Consider the following 20,561-nt stretch of genomic DNA (forward strand, 5'->3'; position numbering starts at 1 on the left):
TTGATGACCGCTTATGACGAGCTGATGGCCTACCAGCGCGAGACCGAGGCGCTGGCCGAGATCGCGGGCCGCCTGGGCTGGGACCAGGAGACCATGATGCCGCGCGGCGCCGCCGCCCAACGCGCCGAGGAGATGGGCGCGCTGGAAACGGTGCTCCATGCCCGGCGCACGGATGCGCGGATGGGCGACTGGCTGGCGGCGATCGACGACGCGGCGCTCGACGCGGTGGGGCAGGCCAACATGCGCCATATCCGCCGCTCCTACGCCCGCGCGACCAGGCTGCCCGAGACGCTGTCGGCGGAACTGGCGCGCGTGACCAGCCGCGCCCAGGGCATCTGGGCCGAGGCGCGACAGGCCGACGACGTGGCGCATTTCCTGCCCATGCTGCGCGAGGTGGTGCGGCTGAAGCGCGAAGAGGCTGCGGCGCTGGCCGATGGCGGCGACCTCTACGACGCGCTGCTCGACGATTACGAGCCGGGCGCGACGGGGGGCGAAATCGCCGCGATGTTCGACCGCATGCGCGACCGGCTGGTCATGCTGCGCGAGCGCGTCATGGGGGCCGGGCGCGCGCCTGCGGCGCTGTCGGGCCATTTTCCCGAAGCCGGGCAGATGAAGCTGTCGCACGAGATCGCGGAGCGCTTCGGCTATGACTGGCGGCACGGGCGGCTGGACAAGTCGGTGCATCCCTTCACCTCCGGTTCCGGGACCGACGTGCGCATCACCACGCGGGTGGACGAGGGCGAGCCGCTGGGCTGTTTCTATTCCACCATCCACGAGGTGGGCCATGCCTGCTATGAGCAGAATATCGCGCCGGCCTATCACGGGACCCCTCTGGGGCACGGTGTTTCGATGGGCGTGCACGAAAGCCAGAGCCGGATTTACGAAAACCAGCTGGGGCGCTCGCGCGCCTTCACCGGCTTCCTGTTCGACCGGATGAGGGACGTGTTCGGGAGCGCGGGCGCGGCGGATGCCGATGCCTTCTACGCGGCCGTCAACCGGGTTCACGCGGGCTTCATCCGCACCGAGGCCGACGAGGTGCATTACAACCTGCATGTCATGCTGCGCTTCGACCTGGAGCGGCAGCTGATCGAGGGCGCGCTGGAGGTCGACGACCTGGAGTCCGCCTGGAATGAGCGGTTCGAGCATGATTTCGGCGTGGCGGTGGACCGCCCCTCCAACGGCGTGCTGCAGGATGTGCACTGGTCGGTCGGGCTGTTCGGATATTTCCCGACCTACTCGCTGGGCAATGTCTATGCCGGATGCCTTAACCTCGCCCTGCAGGCCGCGGTGCCGGATCTGGAGGCGGAACTGGCGAAGGGGCATACCCAGGGCGCGACGGCGTGGCTGCGCGAGAATGTGCAGGGTCACGGCGGGCTCTACCGGCCGGCCGAGGTGATCGAGCGCGCCTGCGGCTTCGCGCCGAACGAGGGACCGCTGCTGGATTACCTCGACGCGAAATTCGGGGCATTGTACGGCGTCTGAGGCGTCGGGCCGGGGGTTTTGCACCCCCGGACCCCCGCAGGATATTTACGGCCAGAAGAAGCGGTTATTGCGTCCACTCGGGGGAGCGCTTTTCGAGGAAGGCGCTGATGCCTTCCTCGGTGTCGCGGTAGAGCATGTTCTCCACCATCACCTCGCCGGCAAAGGCATAGGCCTGGTCGAGCGGCATCTCGATCTGGTCGTAGAAGGCGCGCTTGCCGATCTTGACCGCGGCGCCGAGCTTGGCGGCGACGGTGTCGGCGAGGTCGCGGGTTGCGGTCCGCAGGTCGTCATGGGGGACGACGCGGTTGACGAGGCCAAGCGCCTCGGCGCGGTCGGCGCCGATGAACTGGCCGGTCGTCAGCATCTCGAAGGCGTGCTTGCGCGGGATGTTGCGGCTGAGCGCCACCATGGGGGTGGAGCAGAACAGGCCGATATTGACGCCGTTGACGCCGAAGCGCGTGCCCTCGGCCGCCACCGCCATGTCGCAGGAGGCGACCAGCTGGCAGCCCGCGGCGGTGGCGATGCCGTGGACTTCGGCGATCACCGGCTGGGGCAGGCGCGAGAGGCCGGTCATGACCCGGGCGCAGCGGGAGAAGAGATCGGCGAAATAGGCGCGGCCGCCATCCTCGGCCTGGCGGCCGGCGGTCATTTCCTTGAGGTCGTGGCCGGCGCAGAACGCCTTGCCCGCGCCGCGCAGGATCACCGCGCGGGTGGCGCGGTCCTCGGCCAATGCGTCGATCTGGGATTGCAGCGCCGCCAGCATGGCGTCGGAGAGCGCGTTGAGGCGGCCGGGCGCGTTCAGCGTCAGTTCGGCCACGCCGCCGCGGTCCTCGCGCAAAAGGATGTCGTCGCTCATCTTGTCATTCCTCCCCTTTGCGGCAAACACTACGCGGCAAAGCGGCAGGGGGGAAGAGCATGGAGCCGGTGATGGACAAGGCGGCGCTGCAGGAATTCCTGGAACGGGAGTTTCCGCAGGTGGCGGGGGAATTCACCATCGAGTCGGTGGCGCCGATGGCGCTGAGCGTGCGGCTGAACACGCAGGAGAAACATCTGCGGCCGGGCGGGACCGTATCGGGGCCGACCATGTTCGCGCTGGCCGACGTGGCGATCTACCTCGCCGTTCTGGCGATGATCGGGCCGAAGGCGCTGGCCGTGACCACCAATTGTTCGATCGATTTCATGCGCAAACCCGCGGCGGGGCGCGACCTGATCTGCGAGGCGCGGCTGCTGAAGCTGGGGAGGGTGCTGGCGGTGGGCGATGCGCTGATCCGCTCGGAGGGGCAGGAGGGGGCGGTGGCCCGCGCGGGGCTCACCTATTCCATTCCGCCGAAATAGGCGGCGAGGGGGGCGGGGGGCTGTCTGCCCCCGTCCCGGATGAAATCCGGGACTCCCCCGAGGATATTTCCGGCCAGACGAAAAGGCTGCCGTCAGGGCAGCAGGCGTTCCACATAGGCGGGAAGGGCGAAGGCGCCCTTGTGCACCCCGGGCGTGTAGTAGTCGGTCACGATGCCGGCGGCGGCGAAGCGGGCCTGGAGTTCCTCGACCGTGACCGCGCGGGCCGGGCCGTCGGTGCCCCAGCCGAAGGCCATCGGGCCGCCGGCGTAGGTGGGGACGGTGGCCATGTAGCAGCCCCAGTCGGCGAACAGCGCCTTGAAGGCGCGCAGCGTGTTGGCCAGCTCCTCGCCCTGGAGGAAGGGCACGCCATTTTGCGTCACCAGGATGCCGTCTTCGGTCAGGGCGCGCTTGGCGTGGCCGTAGAACGTGTCGGTGAAGAGCACCTCGCCCGGGCCGATCGGATCGGTGGAATCGACGATGATGACGTCGAACCTGTCCGTCGTGCCGCGCATGAAATCGGCGCCGTCCGCGATCACCAGGTTCAGCCGCGGGTCGTCGAAGGCGCCCTGGCTGAGCATGGGCAGGTATTCCCTGGAGAATTCCACCACGCCGGCGTCGATCTCGACCATGGTGACATGTTCGACCGACTTGTGGCGCAGCACCTCGCGCGCCATGCCGCCGTCGCCGCCGCCGATGATCAGAACGCGCCGCGCCGCGCCATGGGCCAGGATCGGCACATGGGTCATCATCTCGTGATAGATGAAATTGTCGCCCGCGGTGGTCTGAACCACCCCGTCGAGCGTGAGCACGCGCCCGAAGGTGCCGTTCTCGAAGACCTGCAGGCGCTGATGCTCGGTCTTGCTGTCATAGATCAGCGCGTCGACGCTGAGGCCCTGCGCGTAATGCGGGTGGAGGGTCTCGCGGAACCACACGGTCATGCGGCGGCCTCCTCGGTCACCAGCCCGTCGCCGCGCAGCAGCTCCTGCACGCGGACGTCCTCGGTGGCGAAGGCGCGCTTGAGGACATCGACGGCGCGCCACGGCTGGGCGTCGCCGCACATGAACACGTCGAAGGCGCCGTAACCGATCTCCGGCCAGGTGTGCACCGAGATGTGGCTTTCGGCCAGCACCGCCACGCCGCTCACGCCCTGGGGGCTGAACTTGTGGGTGTGGATGTGCAGAAGCGTCGCGCCGCATTCGTCCACGCAGTCGCGGAAGGCCTGCTGAATGCGGTCCTCCTCGTCCAGGCCGTGGCCGTTGACCACCTCGATGATCAGATGCGTGCCTGCGAAAACGCGGCCGTCGCGACGGATGAAGTGATCGTCGCGCGCCTCGTCGAACAGGTCACGGGTGTCGTTTGCAGCCGAATGGCCGCGGTTATCTTCCGCATGGGCGCCTGTCTCCAGACCGATCCCCAGTTGGAAGAGGTTGGCGTCCGTCATGGCGCTCCCCTTCTTACCAGCAGATTGAATCCAGTCGGTCCCTTAGCGCCCCCCCGGAAGATGTCCGAAGTTGGGATCGGTTCCGATCGTGATCGGGCATCTAAGCAACGGCGGGGATTCGATCAATAGCAAATTTGCCACAACCCCGTCCGGCGCTGCCTATCGCAAAAAAAGGCCGGAGACGAATCTCCGGCCAGGAAGAGGTTCCGTTACGGGGAAAGTCACGGCCTCCAAAAGGGTTTGCGGCTTTCCGCATGGGCCTGGCCCGGCGTGTGCCCGATGTCGCGCAGCAGATGCGGGGGCAGATCGCGCAGGCGCTGGCGGCTGCGGCGGCGCTCGGACCAGATCAGGAGGAGATAGGCCAGCCGCACCGCCACGCGCGAACCCACCGGCAGCGTAGCGCTGGCGGAAAGCTGTGCCAGGGGCGTCGGGCCGGTTGAAACTGCGGGGGTCATCGGGTGGATCTCCTGTATTGTGTTGATACAAATTCTGCGATAAGCACGATCCTGATACAAATCATAGCCCGGAAGGTCGAGGGAAACATTGTTATGGGTACAATTTGGCCTCCCGATTTCCGCGATTCTCCGGGGCCGAAATACCTTGCATTGATACAATCCCTGCGCGCGGCCGTGCGATCGGGCGAACTGGTCCAGGGCACGCGCCTGCCGCCGGTGCGCGAGCTGGCCTGGCAGCTGGGCATCACCCCGGGCACGGTGGCGCGGGCCTACAAGATGGCCACCGAGGAGGGGCTGATCGACAGTCGGGTCGGGCGCGGCAGTTTCGTGGCCGGGACCGCCGTCCCCGCGCCGGTGGTCGAGGAGCCGCTGATCAACAGCATGCAACCCGATGTGCTGGATTTCCGCGCCTGCCGGGGGTCCGATGTCGGGCAGGGGGCGCTGATCGGCGCCGCGCTGGCGTCGGTAGGCGAGGGCTGGTGCAGCATCGACTATCCCACCGCCGATACCGACCTGGCCGCGCGTCAGGCGGTCTGCGACTGGATCGGGCAGGAGCGGGCCGGCCGTCTGACGCCCGATGACATCGTGCTGGGGCTGGGGGCGCAGAACTCGGTGATGATGACGCTGCAGACCTGCCTCAGCGGCCCGGCGCCGGTGATCCTGACCGAGGAGCTGGCCTATCCCGGCATGCGGCACGCCGCGCGGCTGCTGCGCGCCCAGCTGATCGGAGTGTCGATGGATCAGAACGGCATCCGGCCCGACCGCCTGGAGGAGGCGCTGCGCCGGCATGGCGGGCAGGTGCTGCTGACCTCGGCCGAGGTGCACAGCCCCACCACCATTCGGACCAGCGCGGAACGGCGGCAGGAGGTGGCCGACATCGCGCGCCGCTACCAGTTGCAGGTCATCGAGGACGACTGCCACTGCATCACCCGCCCCGAGGCGCCCTCCTACCGCGCGCTCTGCCCCGAGCGGGGCTGGTTCGTCTCGTCGCTGAGCAAGGTGTTCAGCGCGACGCTGCGCTTCGGCTATGTCGCCTGCCCGGCGCAGATGGCGCAGGCGGCGCGGCAGGTGGCGCAGTCCACCTTCTACGGGCTGCCGCAACCGATCCTCGATCTCGGATGCGAGTTGCTGCGCTCGGGCGAGGTGGAGCGCGTGCGCCAGCAGGTGGTCGTGAGCGTGGCCGAGCGGGTCAAGACCGCGGTCAACATCCTCGGCCGCTGGGATCTGCGCTGGCGTCCCGACGTACCCTTCATCTGGCTGAAGTTGCCGCAGGGCTGGCGCGGCTCGACCTTCACCATGGCCTGCGAGGCGCGGGGCATCCGTATCAAGCCGGCGGACGAATTCGCGCTGCCTGACGGCTCGGCGCCGCATGCGGTGCGGCTGGCGCTGAACAGCTCCATTCCGGACGCGGCCTACGAGTCGGCGCTCAAGACCATGGGCGATATGCTGGCCCATCCGCCCGCTGCCGTCGATCTGTGATGGGGTAACATGATACCGAAATCACAACCCATTGTTTTGGCACATAAAATCCTGCATTGTTGCGCTTGACGCTGCGCGAGAAACGCTTAAAAAGCCTCCATCCAAGCATCCGGGGGCGCCGAAGGCCCCCCAGACCACAGCCAATAGGGCCATCGATATGAAAACCTTCTCTGCGACTCCGGCAGACATCGAGAAGAAATGGATCCTGATCGACGCCGAGGGCGTCGTTCTGGGCCGTCTCGCCTCGATCGTCGCCATGCGTCTGCGCGGCAAGCACAAGCCGTCCTTCACGCCCCACATGGACATGGGCGACAACGTCATCATCATCAATGCCGACAAGGTCCAGCTGACCGGCAAGAAGCGTGACGACAAGAACTACTACTGGCACACCGGCCACCCGGGCGGGATCAAGAGCCGCACCGCGCGCCAGATCATCGAGGGCGCCTACCCCGAGCGTGTCGTCACCCAGGCTATCAAGCGCATGCTGCCGGGCAACCGCCTGAGCCGCCAGCTGATGACCAACCTGCGCGTCTATGCCGGGGCCGAGCATCCGCACGAAGCCCAGAACCCCGAAGTGCTGGACGTCAAGTCCATGAACTCCAAGAACACCCGGAGCTGACAATGGCTGAAGAAATCAAATCCCTGGACGCGCTGAACGCCGTCGCCGGTGGTGCCGAGGCTCTTGTCGCCGAGATCGCCGAGCCCCGCGAACCCGTCCGTGACGAGCTGGGCCGCTCCTACGCCACCGGCAAGCGGAAAGACGCGGTTGCCCGCGTGTGGATCAAGCCGGGCTCCGGCAAGGTCACCGTCAACGGCAAGGAACTGAACGTCTATTTCGCGCGTCCCGTGCTGCAGATGATCCTGCGCCAGGCCTTCACCGTCGCCGGCGTCGAGGGCCAGTTCGACGTGATGGCCACCGTCAAGGGCGGCGGTCTGTCGGGCCAGGCCGGTGCGGTCAAGCACGGCATCTCGAAGGCGCTGCAGCTCTACGATCCGTCGCTGCGCCCGGCGCTGAAGGCCGCGGGCTTCCTGACCCGCGACAGCCGCGTCGTGGAACGCAAGAAGTTCGGCCGCCGCAAGGCCCGCCGCAGCTTCCAGTTCTCCAAGCGCTGATCGGCGTTTCAACGATTTCGGAAGGGGCCGCTTCATGCGGCCCTTTTCATTTTGGGGCCTCGCCGCGGCGCAGCTGGCAGGCGCGGCCTGCTCCGGCAATTGCCGGGCGGGCAGGGGTCACTCGTTTCCGGTGACCGGGCGATAGCGTTTCTCCGGGTCCGCCGCCGAAGGGTCGGGCGGCGCCGGGATCCGCGGCGGCGCGGGCTGCGGGGCGGGTGCGACCGCGGCGCCGCCCAGGGCCGCCGGCGCCGTGCTCTCCGCCCGCGCCGGACGGATCCGGGCCATCGCCTCGGCGAAGCCCTTCACCGACAGCGGGATCGCGAAGGCGCCCTGGCCGGGATTGGTCACCGATATGCTGGCGCTGCCGCCGCGCGAAAACGCCTGCAGCAGGTCCTCGGGCACCGTGCCCTCGATCAGGCAGCCCTGCTGGGTGCAGCGCGACAGCCGCACGGCGATGGAATAGCCGGTATCGGTGGCGATGGTCGCCCCCTTCTCCAGGTCGATGCCCAGCGGCAGGGCGATCTGGGTGCGCATGGCCTGGCGGGCCTCGTCCCAGGCAAAGGTTGCCACCAGGGCGATGGCGCTGCCGTTGTTGATCAGGATGCGCTGGTAGATCTGGCACTGGCCGACCGGCGCGTCGAAACATTCCAGAACCCAGTCCTGGATGTTCTCGCGGCTGTCGGGTTGCGGGTAGTCGGCGGTCTGCGCCGACGCCTGGGCCGCCGCCCAGACCAGCGCCAGGGCCGCCGCTGCGCCGGCGGCAATCGGGCGCGTCCTAGGCACCTTCCGCGCCCTCCGCGGGGGCCTTCGCGGTCTGGGTCTGGGGCGCGGGCGCGGTTTTCGCCGGGGCCGCGGCGGCGGTGGCGGATGCGGCGACCGCCCCCGCCTTGCGCTGCCGGTAGAGGGCGATGTGGCGACTCTGCTCGGCGGCGTTCTGGAAGGACCACAGCCCGTTCATCGCCCCCTCGATGACCAGGCTGTAGACGGCCAGTTCGATCGCCTGCCGCACGGCCAGGCCCACCGGCTCGTTGCGGGACAGTCCGGCCTCGATCTCAAGGATCTCATCGGCGGAGACGTAGCGGAACACGTCGCCCCGCACGAGCACGGAATAGACCGTCTTCTCGGTCATCACCGAGGTCAGGACCTCGCCGGTGTTCACGCTGACCGCGCGCAGCGACACGGTCAGGCGGTCGCGCCGGTAGCTGGTCGAGGCGCCGACGCCGAGGATCCGCGCGCCGAAACCGCCGGTCATGCTGTTGGTGTCGTAATCGATGATGCCCCCCTCGAGGATGATGCCGGCAAAGCGCAGCGGCGGCAGGACCGAGCGGGAGGTCCCGCGATAGGCGAGGTTGGTCTGGTCGATCAGGTTGCGCTCGGTCAGCAGGTTCTGCAGGCCCGCGCGTTCGACCACGTTGAACCAGCCCGCGCCGCCGACATCCTTCAGAACGTCGATGAGGACGGCCGTGCCGCCCTGGGTCACGGCCTTGGAAAAGCGTGAGAAATTGTCGGCGGGCTTCTGCTGGCCGGTCTGGTCGGAATAGCCGTAGACCGCCACGTCCACCGGGCGCCGCGGCGCGGGCAGCCGCTCCAGTTCGACCCCGATCGCGGTCTTGGTGGCGAAGGAGGGCGGCGCGCCCTGAAGCTCGGGAAGGTCGCCGGGTGCGGCGCAGGCGCCCAGCAGGGCCGCCGAAAGGATCAGGGCTGCCGCCCCCGGCGCCGATCTGAAATGGAGTTTTGGCATGGTCGTCCCGCCTTGATAATCATCAATGAAATCGACCGGCGCATGCCGAAGGCGCATGCGCCGCGCCCGTTGCCCTGTTGCGATCAGGGGTTGGTGCCGCCGGTTCCGCCCGTGCCCCCAGTGCCGCCGGTCCCCCCCGTGCCGCCCGTTCCGCCCGTGCCGCCGCCCCCCAGGCCGCCAAGGTCGATGGTGATCGGCGGAAAGGTGATCTGCGGCACGCCGCCGCCGCTGCTGCCGCCATTGCCGGTGAACTGGTTCTGGCTCTGGGCCAGGCCGAGAAGATAGTCGATGTTGTTGGGATTTCCGCCGAAGCCGGGATTGACCGGGGTGTATATGAGGTCCGTCGCGGCGGCGCCGGTCGCGCTGATCGCGGCGGCCCCGAAGAGCACCGCCGCTGCCAGAAATTTCATTCGGGGTCTCATGCGTGTCTCCAATCGGTCAGTTGAGCTTCACCACCGTGCCCGGCGGCGCGTTCCGGATGACGATGCCGCCGTTGTAGTTCTGGCCGGCCTGGCCGTAGACCACGGTGGTGCTGGTGGAATCGACCAGCGCCACGGACGCTCCCAGCCCGTCGCCCAGCTGCACGGTGCTGACCGCGTTGTCGGCACCGCGGAGGATCCCGACCAGCGAGTCGTTGTTGCTGCCGAACTGCGCCTGGGCGATGGTGCTGCCGGGCGAGTCCTCGATCACCCCCACCGCTCTGTTCGACTGGCCGAGCTGGATCGAGGCCAGAGCCGCCCCCGGGCTGTTCGTCGAATAGGCGCTGGCCCTGTTGCCGCTGCCCTGTTGCACGATGATGGAGGTCGCGCTGCGGTTCGTGCTTTCCGCGGAGCCCAGCCCGTTGGGAAGGGTGGCCGTGTAGGGATTTTGTCCGTTGGCGACAACGAGTTGTTCGAGCGAGAAATTCCCGACGCTGAACGAGAGATCCTGCGCCTGAGCCGCGGTCGCGAGACCCAGCGCCAGCAGCGCCCCCGCCACGCCGGCAGGGCAGCGCGGCCAGGGGCGCCGGCGGATCGGGCGGCTGCGTTGCATGGTCATGACGGGTCCCCACCAATCACTCGATCATTCAAAAACATCTCAAATATCCGGGAGCGCGCGCGCCCCGCTGCACTCCGTCCGCGTCGCGCCATCCGTCAATGTGACCCGCACGGTGGCCATCGCGCCTGACCTGTTGTTTACCACAATTCTGGAAAACCGTGTAGGTTCCCGACCGGACAGCATCACCGAGCCGCTTTGCTGCGACACGGAGAGGTTGCCGCCGGCGCGGATTTCGGCGGTCACGCTGTACCGCGCCGTCACCTCCCGGCCGGAATCGGCCACGCTTTGAATGACGGTGAAATCGCCCTCCACCTCGAACCGGACCGAACAGCTGAGCGCGGCCGCGGGATCTGGGGCAAGGACCAGCATGCTGGCCAGGACATGAGCGATGAAACGGCGCGGCATGGCGGCGGGCCCTTGATATCCGGGGGAAACCGGGGGCGCGGACGCCCCCGGCGTTTCCCGGGCAACCGGATCAGCGGTTGTTCTGATAGTTGACCGCTTCGTTGTTGGTCCCCGTCTGGAGGATCGCGCTCCGGTTGTTGGTGCCGAGCTGGAGATTGGCCGCCGAGTTGCTGGCCGCGCCCATCGCGCCGAAGGGCGTGCCGCCGCCGGGCAGCACCGTCGTCCCGATCGGAAGCCCGTCGCCGGTGCCGAACATGTCCGTGGTGAAGCTCTTCGTCGGGTCGATCGTGGTCAGCGACGCGACCAGGGTGGTGCCGCCCTGGTTGATGTAGGACTGGTTGGCGCCGCCTTCCTGCAGCGAGGCGACGGTGTTGTTCGTGCCGTCCTGGAAGCTGACCGAGGTGTTGCTGTTGCCCACCTGGGCATGGGCGGCAAGATTGCCCTGCTGCGCGGTGTCGCCCGACTGCAGGGCGATCGCGGCGTTGTTGTCGCCCAGCTGTGCGATGGCCGCCGCGTGATCGTTGCCGTCCTGCACGGCCGCGGCCGTGTTGCCGTCGCCGACCTGGGTGATGGCCGCCTCGTGGTTGGCGTAGGACTGGCTGACCAGGGCCGCGTTGTTGTCGCCGACCTGCAGCGTCGCCGACTCGTTCCAGCCGCCGATCTGCATGTTGACGGCGGCGTTGTCGTTGCCCAGCTGGAACTGGACGTTGCGGCTGAAGTTGCCGGCGCCGCCGGGATCGAGGCCGATGCTCGGGTTGTTGTTGGCGCCTTGGGCGTTGGCCGTGCCGCCGGCGATCACGCCGTCGCCGACCTCGGCCGAGGCCAGTTCCTGGTCGCCGCCGGTCAGGCCGTTGTCACCCACTGCGCTGGCGCCCTCGGTGGCGACGACCGCCTGGGTGCTGTCATCGGAGTTGATCGAAGATGCCTGTGTGCCTGCGGTTGCCGAGGCCTCGTCGCCGGGGCCGGTCCCGGCGGTTTCGGCGGCGAAGGCCGCCCCTGCAAGCGAGAGTACAGCCGTGGTCGTGAGAAAAATACGTTTCATGACACGCTTCCTTCCTGAAAAACGAATACGGCCCCTGCAATTTGAGCCGTGTCCCCAGTCTGCGGAAAAACCGGCGGAAGGAGTATTGGTGTTAACTGCTAGTTAATTGCTAAGTCCCTTCGTGGACTAGTAAGTTTCGACTAGTTGGTTTCAGCTAGAAATCCCGGCCTGGGCGCCGCGCCGGACGGAAAACGGTTGACCGGCATCCGCGGGCGGACCGATAGTCGGGGACAGGATGTCGCTCGGAGACAGACCATGCCGAAACTGATTTCGACCCTGGTTTTGATCGCGGGATCTGCGCTCTTCGGTGCCCAGGCTGCCGCCGATACCCGGGCCACCGTTCCCCAGATCTCCGGGGGCGACGGCGCCTTCGTCGTCCAGGTGCCCGGCGGGCAGCGCCAGATGGCGCCGATCAACCGCGGCCAGACCCCGCCGCGCCGCGCCGCACAGACGCCGCCGCCGCGCCGCGATTTCATCCTTGATTTCGGCGGGCAGGGCGCGCCGTTTACCCTGCCGTCGGTGCGCGAGGGCGTGCGGATCTCGCTCAACTGAGCACGCCACGACGGGGCTCTCTGGCGTCAGCGCGTTTACAAAACGGGCCGGTTGCGTTATTAACTTTGAATTAAGAGTTCATTTTCTGTTTTTGATTAATGGTGCATTGTGTGTTCCGGGGGGGGCGTATTTTGTGGTGTCTGGAGCATCCGGACCCGTAGACTGGGTCGTTCTATCGAATAGTCGTCTTGAGCAGATGGCGCTGGCGCGGGTTGCAGAAAAACTCCGGGGCGCGCGGGGGGCGTGTGCCGATCACGACCGCGAGTCGCTCAATGCGATGCTGCCCAAGGGCGCCGAGCCGTCGCTCATCCTGACCTGCCTGGGCCGGCAGGATCTGCAGAACGGCAGGCTGGAGGAACTGGCCGGGCGTTTCCCGAAGGCGCGGGTGGTTGTCTTCCTTCAGGCGGGGCCGCCGCCCGCTGCCATCGACATGTTGCCCGACAACGTTCGCGCCATCATGTGCTCCGATTGCACCGAGAGACAGATCTGCCAGGCGATCGAGCTGGTCGCCACGGGCTACCTGCTCCTGCCGGGCGCCTCCGGCGGCGCGCAGGCCGGCCACGGGGCGGTTCCCGGCGTGGTTCCCGCACCCGACCTTCCTGCCGTCAGGCCGCCGGAACTGACCGGGCGTGAGTGGCAGGTCTGCTGCGAGGTTTCCAAGGGCTCTTCGAACAAGCAGATCGCGCGGCGCCTGGGCATCGCCGTCAACACGGTGAACGTGCATGTCGGCTCGATCATGCGCAAGCTCGGGGTCCACAACCGGACGCAGATCGCATTGCGCATCGCCAACGGGGTAGCCCGGAAAAAGATCGCCGAGCACCGGACCGATTTTTGACGGCATGCGCGCGCCGGTGCAGTCGTCAGATGTCCCGGGGTCTGGGGCCGCGTCCCGATCCCTGCGCCGCCCGGTCACGCGTCCGGCGGCAGGACGCCCAACCCGCGCAGGTAGATGCCCAGGCCGCTTTCCAGCAGATCCTCGGGCGCGAAGGGGGCGCGGCCGCCCGGCGCGCCACGCGCGAAGAGCTCGACGATGCCGTGGCTGAGCGCCCAGATATGGGCCGAGACCATCGCCGCCGGCGGCCGCCTGTCCGGCGCGACATGCTCGGACAGGTCGCGCGCGGCGCGCTCCAGCACGGCGCTGGCGCGCCCGGCCACGCGGGCCAGTTCGGCATGCGCGTTGACCGACAGTCCGCTTTCGAACATCGCCATGTAATGGCCGGGATGGCGGCGCGCGAAGGCCAGATAGGCCCGACCCGCCGCCTCGATCGAGGCCAGCGCCGAGGGCTGGCCCTGTTCGTAGGCGTGTTCGATCAGATCGGCGAAGATCTCGTAGCCCTGCCGCGCGACCTCGGCGATCAGGTCCTCGCGCCCGTCGAAATGGCGGTAGACGGCGGCGGGGGTGACGCCGGCGGATTTCGCCGCCTCCGACAGGGTGAAACCCTGCGGCCCCTTCTCTTCGATCAGGGTCAGCGCGGCCTCGACCAGCGCCTGTTTCAGGTTGCCGTGGTGATAGCCGCGCTTAGGCATCCCAGATATCGGGGCCCCCGCAGATCGCGGGGTCGGGCGCGCCAATGGCGGCGGCGTCCTTGCCCTTGTAATCGACGCAGCCCAACACCCGCTGCATGGCCGCAATCCGCGCCCGGCGCTTGTCGTCGGAGCGGATCACCGTCCAGGGCGCGGCCTCGCTGTGGCTGCGCGCGAAGGTCTCGCGGATGGCGTCGGAATAGTCGTCCCATTTCGACAGGCCCTCGATATCGATAGGGCTGAGCTTCCAGTGTTTCAGCGGATCGGCCTCGCGCTTGAGGAACCGGCGCAGCTGCTCGGCCCGGCCGACGTTCAGCCAGAGTTTGACCAGGGTGATGCCCTCGCGCACCAGAAGGGTCTCGAAATCGGGCAGCTGGCGGAAGAAATTCTCGCGCTCTTCCGTCGTGCAGAAGCCGAAGACATGCTCGACCACGCCGCGGTTGTACCAGGAGCGGTCGAAGAGCACGATCTCGCCGCCCGAGGGGAGCTGCTCGACGTAGCGCTGGAAATACCACTGGCTGCGCTCCTTGTCCGAGGGCTTGGGCAGCGCCACCACGCGGGCCACGCGCGGGTTCATGTATTCGCGGAAACGCTTGATCGTGCCGCCCTTGCCGGCGGCGTCACGCCCCTCGAAGATCACCGCGATCCGCCCGCCGCCTGATTTCACATGGGCCTGCAGCTTGACCAGTTCGACCTGCAGCGCGCGCAGCCTGGTCTCGTATTCCGCGCGGCGCATGGGCTGCCGATAGGGGTAGCTTTCGGTCAGGATGTCCTTCTTGCCGCCGTCCTCGATGGCGCGGCGCACCGCTTCGGGGGCTTCGCTTTCGAAATAGTGGCTGATCGCGCTGTCGAATGGCAGCTCCATCGCGTCCCTCCCGTGATTGACCCGCCCAGTATGGCGAAGGCCGCGCTCAGCGCAATCCGGCGCGCGCGGCGGCGCGGTCGATGGCGGCGACTGTCGCGTCGGGGGCTGCGTGGTGGGGCATGTGGCCGATGCCCGGAAGCTCGACCAGATGCGCCTGGGCGATGGCCCGGGCCAGGGGGCGGGCATGGGTGGCGATCGGCGCGATCCGGTCGGCGGTGCCGTGCAGGATCTCCACCGGCGCCGCGATCGAGGGATAGCGCGGCGCCTGCCGGTGCAGCGCCGCGTTCAGCCCGTGGACCTGGCGCGCGTTGGCGCGCAGGCTTTCGGGGCGCAGGGTCAGCTCGGCGCCGATGTAATCCTCGTAGCCCTCGGGCGGGCTTTGCGGTGCGAAGACCTCGTGCAGGGCCTGGGAGACCAGGCTGCGCGGGGCCAAGGCCGCGATCAGCGGCACCGCCACCAGGCCGCCGGTCCAGCTGGCGGCGGCGCGGTAGAGCAGCCCCAGTTCGCCCCCCCAGGGGTTGACGGCGCCCGCCAGGACCACCACCGCCGCCACGCGCGCCGGGTGGTTCATCGCCCAGGCCAGCGCCACCGCCCCGCCGTAGGAATGGCCCACGATCACCGCGGGGCCGATGCCGAGGTCGGCGGCCGCGCTGTCCAGGAAGGCGGCCTGTTCCTCCGGCGTCTCGCCGTGATGGTGCAGGGGTGGCGTGTGGCCGAGGCCGGGGCGGTCGAAGGCGTAGACGTGGTAGCGATCCTGCAGCCGCGCGGTCAGCGAGAAGGTGAAGTCGCGGCTGTTCCCGCCCGCGCCATGGATCAGGATCACCGGCGGGCGCGGGTCGGACACATGGACATGCACCCGGTGGCCGTTGACCGTCAGCATCTTTCCCGTGGGGGGAAACCGCTCTGTCGCGTCGCTCATCGGCTGCCTTTCCGGGCGCGCCCGTTCTCAGGCGTCCTCGGTCCCGATCCTGTCGAGCTCGAAGGGGGTGCTCTGGTAGATCTCGTTGATCCAGTTGCCGTAAAGCAGATGCGCGTGGCTGCGCCAGCGGTTCTGCGGCGTCCTGGTCGGGTCGTCGCCGGGGTAGTAGTTCACCGGCACCGCGATCGGTTTTCCCGAGGCGACGTCGCGATCGTATTCTTCCTTCAGCGTGAAGCTGTCGTATTCCAGGTGGTTGAAGATATAGAGCGCGCGATGGCCCGGATCCTCGACCAGGCAGGGGCCGACCTCGTCGCTGCCCAGCAGGGTCCGCAACTCCGGCACGGCGTCGAGTTCGTCCTGCCGGATCTCGGTCCAGCGGCTGACCGGGATCAGCAGGTCGTCGGAGAACCCGCGCAGATAGGGTGAGGCCGGCGCCAGGTTGCGGTGCCGGAAACAGCCGAAGGCCTTGCGGTCCAGCATGTGCTTGGGGATGCCGTGGAAATGATTGATCATCGCCATCCCGCCCCAGCACACGCCGAAAGTGGACTGCACATGGGTCTGGGTCCAGTCGAAGACGCGCGACAGCTCGCCCCAATAGGTCACCTCGTCGAATTCGAGATGCTCCACCGGGGCGCCGGTGATGATCAGACCGTCGAATTTCTCGCCCGTCGCCTCGACCTCGGCGAAGGGGCGGTAGAACGCCTCCATGTGCTCGGCGGCGGTGTTCTTGCTCTCGTGCTCGGTCATGCGGATCAGCGACAGCTCGATCTGGAGCGGGGTGGAGCCGATCAGCCGCGCGAACTGGGTCTCGGTCTGGATCTTCTTGGGCATCAGGTTCAGCAACCCGATCCGCAGGGGACGGATATCCTGCCGCGCCGCACGCCCCTCTTCCATCACCATCACGCCCTCTTTGGTGAGGACGTCGAAGGCCGGAAGGTCGGAGGGCAGTTTGATGGGCATGGGCGGGTTCCTGTATGCGAGAGACGGTAGATAGGCCGATCAGCCCTTGGCCTCAAGGGCGCGGGCGATAAGGGCCTCGAAATCCTGCGGTGTGTGGACGCGGGCGACCTCTTCGGCGCAGACCCGGACGCCCCAGTTGTCGGCCATCGCCGCGTAGCGCGGCTGGCGGTGGGCCAGCGCGCGGGCATAGGTCCAGCGCACGAAGGCGTCGGGGTCGACCCGATCCTCGGTCAGCTTGTGGCTGTCGAGATATTCCGCCCAGGCGTCGTGCAGAAAGGCGGGCTGGTAATACATCGGCTTCGGCGCGCGGTCGAAACGGCGGATCAACTCCTCGGTATGCGCGTCCGAGCCCTCGATCCAGACCATCAGCAGGTTCTGCGACAGCGTGGTCAGAACCGGGTCCTGCGGGTCGTCGGGATTGACCACCTCGCAGATCGACCCGCCCGAGTCGCAGACGAAATGCGCGTAGCCGTAGATCCGCTGCGCGCGCTCGATGAAATGCGGCGTGTCCAGCAGGGCGGCGATCTCGGCCTGGCGGTGCTGCTCCTGCCGGCGCATGTACTCGTCGAAGGGCAGGCCGCCCTTTTCCGGGTTGCCGGGCTTGCCCAGGTAGGTCGAGAGCGGCGCGAGGTTGTTGAAGGTGATGTTGGAGGCGATGTAGATCGAATCCGTCATCAGCAGCTCGCGCAGGAAGGGGGTGCGCATCGCCTCGGCCTTGAAATTGTCGACGATATGCTCGCCCATGTAACGGGTGCCGATGCGGTAATCGACCGAGTAGTGGAACCACTCGCCCGAGGCGCGCAGCATGTTCGAGACATGGGTCTTGCCCAGCCCAGACATGCCGAACAGAAGCACCCGCTTGCGCTCCGCGCCCCGCCACTCAGCTGCCGAATTGTAGATCATCGCCGCTCCCTCGCCGTTGGCCGAGTGGTAGTCAGCCGCGCGCGGGCGGTCAAACGGAATGTCGCGCGGCGCGGCGCCTCAGCAGGCGGCCGTCGACGATGACCAGACCCAGCGCCAGCAGGGCGAACCCGGCATAGGCGCGGGGGCTCAGCGCCTCGTCCAGAACCACGGCGCCCAGCACGATCGCCACAGGCGGGATCAGCAGCGTCACCAGCAGCAGGTTGCCGGCGCCCGCCATCGCCAGCACCCGATAATAGAGCAGATAGGCCAGCGCCGTAGCCGCGACGGCGTAATAGGCGACCGCGCCCCAGGTGAGCGGGGCCAGGTCGAACCGGAACGGACCTTCCAACGTCCAGGCCAGCGGCAGCATGACCAGGCTCGCGCCGGTCAGCATGCCGGCCGCCGCCACCTGTGGCGGCAGCCCGGCCAGGGTGCGCCGCGCCCAGGCCCCTGCCAGCGCGTAGGAGAAGGTGCCGCCGATCACTGCGAGCTGTCCCAGCGAGCGCGGGTCGAGGGACAGGAGGCTCTCCAGCCCGATCGCCGTGGACACGCCGAGAAAGCCGAGGGCGACCCCCAGCATGCGGCGCGCGCTCAACCTCTCGTCGGGAAAGACGGCGGCGGCCACCACCACGCCGAAGATCGCCGTGGTGGCGTTGAGGATCGAGGTCAGGCCGCTTTCGATGTGCAGCTGGCCCCAGGCCATCAGGGAAAAGGGCACCACGTTGTTGAGCAGCCCCATCACGAGGAACCCCGCCCAGATCCGGGGCTGGCGCGGCACGCGCAGCCCGCGCAGCGCCACATGGCTCCAGAGCAGGATCGCCGCCCAGCCCACACGGTGCGCGACGGCGGTGAACACGCCAAGCTCGTCGAGGGCGAGGCGAATCGACAGGAACGAGCCGCCCCAGAGCAATGCCAGCAGGAGAAGCTCGGCCCAGGCGCGGGAGGTCAGGGTCTTCTGGACGGTCATTGCCGGGCTTTACCGCCTGGCGGCGGGGCGCGCGACCCGGAAACTGCGCAAAGAAAAAACCCGCCTTCACGAAGGCGGGCTTTCCCGATGCTCTCATCCGAGGACGAGACGATGTCAGAAAGTATAGCCGACCTTGAAGCCGAAAGCCACGCCGCTGTTGTCCTTGAACTCGCCCAGCGTGGTGCCGGCCGGGAAGGGGGCGGCGGCCTCGGTCTTGGCGTCGCCGATCCAGACGTAGCGCGCGCCGCCGGTGATCTTCATGTTGCCGTGAGTGTAGGTCGCGGCGAGGCCGACGCTGGTGAAACCGTCGGTCGGCCCGAGGTTGCCCCAGAATCCGCCCTGCGAGGGTTCGTGGCCGAGGGTGACGGCGCCCGCCCAGCTGTCGTTGAACTTGCGCCCGACGCCGAAGGTGTAGGTGATGGTGTCGTTCTTGTAGTCGACCAGCGACCTGCCCGAGGCCGCGAACAGCGCGGCCGGGGTGATGTCGGTCTTCGACCACTCCACCCAGCGCGCCGAGCCGAACAGCAGCGTGTCGGCGGCTATGCCGGTCTGGAATTCGAGGTTCAGCGACTGCGGGATCTCGGTCGAGAACCGGGTCGGGACCGGCGCGATGTTCTCGGTCGCGTTGAACTTGTGGGTGATGGCCGAGTTGTAGGTCAGCGCGATGCGCGCCGCGATCTCGGGCTTCTCCCAGGCAGCGCCCAGCACGAAGCCGGTCTCAGACGAGGTGTCGGTGCTCATCGTGTAGCCGTTGAACAGCGCCACCTTGCCCTCGGCCCGCTGGAAGCGCAGGCCGCCGTGGATGCTGAAATTCGACGGCAGCTTGTAGCGCGCCAGCATGGTCAGCGCGGTGGAATCGATGCTCGCGGTCGAACCGCCGTAGATATAGCCGGTGCCGGCCTTGTATTTCACGTCAGCCCCGATCGGGCTGTCGAGGATCAGCGCGAGGTCGATCCGATCGTTGAGCGCCGCCTTGAAGCCGAGAGAGCTGGTGGTGTAGCTGCCGGTCATGTCGCCCGAGCCCGCCGTGCCCAGCACCGGCGTCACCGCGGCCGAGTGGCTGCCGCTGACATCGGGGGCCACGCGGCCCATGCTCAGTTCCGCATAGGTGCCTTGCTGAAACAGGATCCCAACCGATTGGCTGGAGCGTTCCAGGCCCCCTGCGTAAACGGGCGTCATCATCAGCGCGGCCAGAGCCGCTCCTCCCAGGACACGAACCATTTCCCTCATCCCTGCTTGTGTATTGTTTGAGTTGCGGCCGACGCTAGCGGCGTCGATTTGCCGCCGTCAATCTCTGACGCCACGTCATAGCCTTGTTGCCGAAAACTGTTGTGATTTCTCCGCAGCGCGATCAGCGCGGGCGCCGCTCCGCCCGCAGGTTGATCACATTGGCGCCGAAGATCACCGCCCCTCCGATGAAGACCAGCATCTCCAGCGGCTCGCCGTAAAGTGCCATGCCCACCACCGCGATCACCGGCAGACGCAGGAAATCGAGCGGCATCACGATGCCGGCCGGTGCGATCGACAGGGCGCTGGTCAGGCAGAAATGCGCGAACAGCCCGGCGCAGCCGATCACCACCAGCGCCGGCCAGACCGCGGCCGAGGGCCGGGCGATGTCGCCGTCGATCCCGGCGCAGATCAGGCCGAAGCCCGCCTGCATTACGGTCAGCCAGAACAGGATGCAGGTGATGGTCTCGGTGCGCGTCAGCCGCTTGGTGAACAGCGCCGATCCGGCAAAGCCGATGGCTGCCGCCATCGCGGCGATGGCGCCGGGCTGCAGGTTGGCGGGGTCGGGGCGCGCCACGATCAGGATGCCGGCAAATCCCACCGCCGCCGCGAAGGCGCGCGTGGGCGTCAGCCGCTCGCCCACCAGCAGCGGCGCCAGCAGCGTCACCCACAGCGGCGCGGTGAATTCCAGCGCGAAGACCTGCGCCAGCGGGATCGCCGCGATGGCATAGAACCACAGGTTCTGCCCGGCGAAATGGCTGACATTGCGGATCAGTTGCAGCCGCATCCGCCGCCGCGAGATCTGGCCCAGCGTGCCCGCCATGCCGCCCACCGCCAGCACCAGCGCGACGCCGACCAGAGAGCGGTAGAACATCAGTTCGAAGGTATCCAGCTCGGCCTGCACCAGCCGGCCGGCCACGGCCATGGTGGAAAAGGAGGCGATCGCGCCGGTCATCCAGAGCGCGGCCTTCGCCACCTGCGGTGTGTCGCTCATATCTTGCCTACCTCGTGATAGCGTCGGCTTTGCGCCGTTCCCGCATCCGTTCGCTGCCGCCCATCCGACTGACATCAAACGCCGCGCGGCCCCGGACCTGTTGTCCTGTCGGGCCGTCG

Annotated in this window: 25 protein-coding genes; 7 read left to right on the forward strand and 18 right to left on the reverse strand. The window is 67.8% G+C overall.

Annotation, left to right across the window (positions count from 1 at the left end):
- Nucleotides 1-3: 3 nt before the first annotated feature.
- Nucleotides 4-1,482, forward strand: a complete 1,479-nt coding sequence (locus KCI33_RS02155; RefSeq protein WP_212523106.1) for a carboxypeptidase M32 — start codon at nt 4-6, stop codon at nt 1,480-1,482.
- 64 nt (nt 1,483-1,546) lie between these two features.
- On the opposite strand, the gene KCI33_RS02160 is transcribed toward KCI33_RS02155, so the two are convergent.
- Nucleotides 1,547-2,338 carry an enoyl-CoA hydratase gene (locus KCI33_RS02160; protein ID WP_212523107.1) on the reverse strand — a complete coding sequence of 264 codons (792 nt, stop codon included), beginning with the start codon at nt 2,336-2,338 and terminating at the stop codon, nt 1,547-1,549.
- Between the two features lie 59 nt (nt 2,339-2,397).
- Here KCI33_RS02160 and KCI33_RS02165 point away from each other — a divergent pair, with 59 nt between their 5' ends.
- The gene (locus tag KCI33_RS02165; RefSeq protein WP_212523108.1) at nt 2,398-2,817 is read left to right on the forward strand and encodes a PaaI family thioesterase; all 420 of its coding nucleotides are present in this window, start codon (nt 2,398-2,400) and stop codon (nt 2,815-2,817) included.
- 92 nt (nt 2,818-2,909) lie between these two features.
- Here the strand turns inward: KCI33_RS02165 and speE are convergent, their stop codons facing one another.
- The 3 genes from speE to KCI33_RS02180 all read right to left on the reverse strand — a co-directional run bounded on the left by speE (nt 2,910) and on the right by KCI33_RS02180 (nt 4,713).
- A complete protein-coding gene (speE, locus tag KCI33_RS02170; RefSeq protein WP_212523109.1) occupies nt 2,910-3,755 on the reverse strand; it encodes a polyamine aminopropyltransferase in 846 nt (281 codons plus the stop codon).
- On the reverse strand, nt 3,752-4,258 hold the full coding sequence (speD, locus tag KCI33_RS02175) for an adenosylmethionine decarboxylase (RefSeq protein ID WP_212523110.1): 507 nt from the start codon (nt 4,256-4,258) through the stop codon (nt 3,752-3,754). Before speD ends, speE begins: the two co-directional genes overlap by 4 nt.
- A gap of 221 nt (nt 4,259-4,479) precedes the next feature.
- Nucleotides 4,480-4,713: a DUF1127 domain-containing protein gene (locus KCI33_RS02180; protein ID WP_212523111.1), complete on the reverse strand. Its 234-nt coding sequence runs from the start codon at nt 4,711-4,713 to the stop codon at nt 4,480-4,482.
- A gap of 150 nt (nt 4,714-4,863) precedes the next feature.
- Between KCI33_RS02180 and KCI33_RS02185 the strand changes: the two genes are divergently transcribed.
- The 3 genes from KCI33_RS02185 to rpsI all read left to right on the forward strand — a co-directional run bounded on the left by KCI33_RS02185 (nt 4,864) and on the right by rpsI (nt 7,305).
- Complete coding sequence (locus KCI33_RS02185) at nt 4,864-6,192, forward strand: PLP-dependent aminotransferase family protein (protein WP_249138868.1); 1,329 nt, start codon at nt 4,864-4,866, stop codon at nt 6,190-6,192.
- 157 nt (nt 6,193-6,349) lie between these two features.
- Nucleotides 6,350-6,811 (forward strand): 50S ribosomal protein L13, encoded by a 462-nt coding sequence (rplM, locus tag KCI33_RS02190; protein ID WP_212523113.1) that lies wholly within the window; start codon nt 6,350-6,352, stop codon nt 6,809-6,811.
- 2 nt (nt 6,812-6,813) lie between these two features.
- Nucleotides 6,814-7,305, forward strand: a complete 492-nt coding sequence (gene rpsI / locus KCI33_RS02195) for a 30S ribosomal protein S9 (protein WP_212523114.1) — start codon at nt 6,814-6,816, stop codon at nt 7,303-7,305.
- Between the two features lie 117 nt (nt 7,306-7,422).
- On the opposite strand, the gene KCI33_RS02200 is transcribed toward rpsI, so the two are convergent.
- From KCI33_RS02200 to KCI33_RS02225, 6 genes are all read right to left on the reverse strand, one after another.
- Nucleotides 7,423-8,088, reverse strand: coding sequence for an invasion associated locus B family protein (locus KCI33_RS02200; protein WP_212523115.1), 666 nt, complete (start codon nt 8,086-8,088; stop codon nt 7,423-7,425).
- Nucleotides 8,081-9,046 (reverse strand): CsgG/HfaB family protein, encoded by a 966-nt coding sequence (locus KCI33_RS02205; RefSeq protein WP_212523116.1) that lies wholly within the window; start codon nt 9,044-9,046, stop codon nt 8,081-8,083. Before KCI33_RS02205 ends, KCI33_RS02200 begins: the two co-directional genes overlap by 8 nt.
- Nucleotides 9,047-9,129: 83 nt before the next feature.
- Nucleotides 9,130-9,456 (reverse strand): curli assembly protein CsgF, encoded by a 327-nt coding sequence (locus tag KCI33_RS02210; protein ID WP_212523117.1) that lies wholly within the window; start codon nt 9,454-9,456, stop codon nt 9,130-9,132.
- Between the two features lie 28 nt (nt 9,457-9,484).
- Complete coding sequence (locus KCI33_RS02215) at nt 9,485-10,084, reverse strand: hypothetical protein (protein ID WP_212523118.1); 600 nt, start codon at nt 10,082-10,084, stop codon at nt 9,485-9,487.
- 39 nt (nt 10,085-10,123) lie between these two features.
- Nucleotides 10,124-10,489 (reverse strand): curli-like amyloid fiber formation chaperone CsgH, encoded by a 366-nt coding sequence (csgH, locus tag KCI33_RS02220; RefSeq protein WP_212523119.1) that lies wholly within the window; start codon nt 10,487-10,489, stop codon nt 10,124-10,126.
- A 70-nt stretch (nt 10,490-10,559) separates the two neighbouring features.
- Entirely contained in the window at nt 10,560-11,531 is a 972-nt protein-coding gene (locus KCI33_RS02225; protein WP_212523120.1) for a hypothetical protein, read from the reverse strand.
- A gap of 255 nt (nt 11,532-11,786) precedes the next feature.
- Between KCI33_RS02225 and KCI33_RS02230 the strand changes: the two genes are divergently transcribed.
- Both KCI33_RS02230 and KCI33_RS02235 read left to right on the forward strand, forming a co-directional pair.
- Nucleotides 11,787-12,083 (forward strand): hypothetical protein, encoded by a 297-nt coding sequence (locus tag KCI33_RS02230; RefSeq protein ID WP_212523121.1) that lies wholly within the window; start codon nt 11,787-11,789, stop codon nt 12,081-12,083.
- Between the two features lie 196 nt (nt 12,084-12,279).
- Nucleotides 12,280-12,918: a response regulator transcription factor gene (locus KCI33_RS02235; protein ID WP_212523122.1), complete on the forward strand. Its 639-nt coding sequence runs from the start codon at nt 12,280-12,282 to the stop codon at nt 12,916-12,918.
- Between the two features lie 74 nt (nt 12,919-12,992).
- On the opposite strand, the gene KCI33_RS02240 is transcribed toward KCI33_RS02235, so the two are convergent.
- The 8 genes from KCI33_RS02240 to KCI33_RS02275 all read right to left on the reverse strand — a co-directional run bounded on the left by KCI33_RS02240 (nt 12,993) and on the right by KCI33_RS02275 (nt 20,442).
- Complete coding sequence (locus KCI33_RS02240) at nt 12,993-13,610, reverse strand: TetR/AcrR family transcriptional regulator (protein WP_212523123.1); 618 nt, start codon at nt 13,608-13,610, stop codon at nt 12,993-12,995.
- Complete coding sequence (gene ppk2 / locus KCI33_RS02245; RefSeq protein WP_212523124.1) at nt 13,603-14,472, reverse strand: polyphosphate kinase 2; 870 nt, start codon at nt 14,470-14,472, stop codon at nt 13,603-13,605. The genes KCI33_RS02240 and ppk2 overlap by 8 nt, the downstream gene beginning before the upstream one ends.
- Before the next feature lie 46 nt (nt 14,473-14,518).
- Complete coding sequence (locus KCI33_RS02250; RefSeq protein WP_212523125.1) at nt 14,519-15,391, reverse strand: alpha/beta hydrolase; 873 nt, start codon at nt 15,389-15,391, stop codon at nt 14,519-14,521.
- A gap of 27 nt (nt 15,392-15,418) precedes the next feature.
- Nucleotides 15,419-16,351, reverse strand: a complete 933-nt coding sequence (gene metA / locus KCI33_RS02255; RefSeq protein ID WP_212523126.1) for a homoserine O-succinyltransferase — start codon at nt 16,349-16,351, stop codon at nt 15,419-15,421.
- 39 nt (nt 16,352-16,390) lie between these two features.
- Nucleotides 16,391-17,254, reverse strand: coding sequence for an ATPase (locus tag KCI33_RS02260; RefSeq protein WP_212523127.1), 864 nt, complete (start codon nt 17,252-17,254; stop codon nt 16,391-16,393).
- 49 nt (nt 17,255-17,303) lie between these two features.
- The gene (locus KCI33_RS02265) at nt 17,304-18,221 is read right to left on the reverse strand and encodes a DMT family transporter (RefSeq protein ID WP_212523128.1); all 918 of its coding nucleotides are present in this window, start codon (nt 18,219-18,221) and stop codon (nt 17,304-17,306) included.
- Nucleotides 18,222-18,335: 114 nt separating this feature from the next.
- Nucleotides 18,336-19,442 carry a hypothetical protein gene (locus KCI33_RS02270; RefSeq protein ID WP_212523129.1) on the reverse strand — a complete coding sequence of 369 codons (1,107 nt, stop codon included), beginning with the start codon at nt 19,440-19,442 and terminating at the stop codon, nt 18,336-18,338.
- A 130-nt stretch (nt 19,443-19,572) separates the two neighbouring features.
- The gene (locus tag KCI33_RS02275; protein ID WP_212523130.1) at nt 19,573-20,442 is read right to left on the reverse strand and encodes a DMT family transporter; all 870 of its coding nucleotides are present in this window, start codon (nt 20,440-20,442) and stop codon (nt 19,573-19,575) included.
- Between the last annotated feature and the right edge of the window lie 119 nt (nt 20,443-20,561).

The organism is Actibacterium sp. MT2.3-13A (assembly GCF_018139985.1).
Taxonomy (GTDB): Bacteria; Pseudomonadota; Alphaproteobacteria; order Rhodobacterales; family Rhodobacteraceae; genus JAGSOU01.

Excerpts from the sequence above, each read along its gene's own strand:
- rpsI (WP_212523114.1), top strand. The coding sequence starts at position 6,814 with ATGGCTGAAGAAATCAAATCCCTGGACGCGCTGAACGCCGTCGCCGGT.
- KCI33_RS02270 (WP_212523129.1), bottom strand. The coding sequence starts at position 19,442 with ATGGTTCGTGTCCTGGGAGGAGCGGCTCTGGCCGCGCTGATGATGACG.
- KCI33_RS02230 (WP_212523121.1), top strand. The coding sequence starts at position 11,787 with ATGCCGAAACTGATTTCGACCCTGGTTTTGATCGCGGGATCTGCGCTC.
- KCI33_RS02225 (WP_212523120.1), bottom strand. The coding sequence starts at position 11,531 with ATGAAACGTATTTTTCTCACGACCACGGCTGTACTCTCGCTTGCAGGG.
- KCI33_RS02240 (WP_212523123.1), bottom strand. The coding sequence starts at position 13,610 with ATGCCTAAGCGCGGCTATCACCACGGCAACCTGAAACAGGCGCTGGTC.
- KCI33_RS02265 (WP_212523128.1), bottom strand. The coding sequence starts at position 18,221 with ATGACCGTCCAGAAGACCCTGACCTCCCGCGCCTGGGCCGAGCTTCTC.
- KCI33_RS02260 (WP_212523127.1), bottom strand. The coding sequence starts at position 17,254 with ATGATCTACAATTCGGCAGCTGAGTGGCGGGGCGCGGAGCGCAAGCGG.
- metA (WP_212523126.1), bottom strand. The coding sequence starts at position 16,351 with ATGCCCATCAAACTGCCCTCCGACCTTCCGGCCTTCGACGTCCTCACC.
- KCI33_RS02205 (WP_212523116.1), bottom strand. The coding sequence starts at position 9,046 with ATGCCAAAACTCCATTTCAGATCGGCGCCGGGGGCGGCAGCCCTGATC.
- KCI33_RS02210 (WP_212523117.1), bottom strand. The coding sequence starts at position 9,456 with ATGAAATTTCTGGCAGCGGCGGTGCTCTTCGGGGCCGCCGCGATCAGC.
- speD (WP_212523110.1), bottom strand. The coding sequence starts at position 4,258 with ATGACGGACGCCAACCTCTTCCAACTGGGGATCGGTCTGGAGACAGGC.
- KCI33_RS02165 (WP_212523108.1), top strand. The coding sequence starts at position 2,398 with ATGGAGCCGGTGATGGACAAGGCGGCGCTGCAGGAATTCCTGGAACGG.
- KCI33_RS02215 (WP_212523118.1), bottom strand. The coding sequence starts at position 10,084 with ATGACCATGCAACGCAGCCGCCCGATCCGCCGGCGCCCCTGGCCGCGC.
- speE (WP_212523109.1), bottom strand. The coding sequence starts at position 3,755 with ATGACCGTGTGGTTCCGCGAGACCCTCCACCCGCATTACGCGCAGGGC.
- KCI33_RS02155 (WP_212523106.1), top strand. The coding sequence starts at position 4 with ATGACCGCTTATGACGAGCTGATGGCCTACCAGCGCGAGACCGAGGCG.
- KCI33_RS02235 (WP_212523122.1), top strand. The coding sequence starts at position 12,280 with ATGGCGCTGGCGCGGGTTGCAGAAAAACTCCGGGGCGCGCGGGGGGCG.
- csgH (WP_212523119.1), bottom strand. The coding sequence starts at position 10,489 with ATGCCGCGCCGTTTCATCGCTCATGTCCTGGCCAGCATGCTGGTCCTT.
- ppk2 (WP_212523124.1), bottom strand. The coding sequence starts at position 14,472 with ATGGAGCTGCCATTCGACAGCGCGATCAGCCACTATTTCGAAAGCGAA.
- KCI33_RS02275 (WP_212523130.1), bottom strand. The coding sequence starts at position 20,442 with ATGAGCGACACACCGCAGGTGGCGAAGGCCGCGCTCTGGATGACCGGC.
- rplM (WP_212523113.1), top strand. The coding sequence starts at position 6,350 with ATGAAAACCTTCTCTGCGACTCCGGCAGACATCGAGAAGAAATGGATC.
- KCI33_RS02160 (WP_212523107.1), bottom strand. The coding sequence starts at position 2,338 with ATGAGCGACGACATCCTTTTGCGCGAGGACCGCGGCGGCGTGGCCGAA.
- KCI33_RS02250 (WP_212523125.1), bottom strand. The coding sequence starts at position 15,391 with ATGAGCGACGCGACAGAGCGGTTTCCCCCCACGGGAAAGATGCTGACG.
- KCI33_RS02180 (WP_212523111.1), bottom strand. The coding sequence starts at position 4,713 with ATGACCCCCGCAGTTTCAACCGGCCCGACGCCCCTGGCACAGCTTTCC.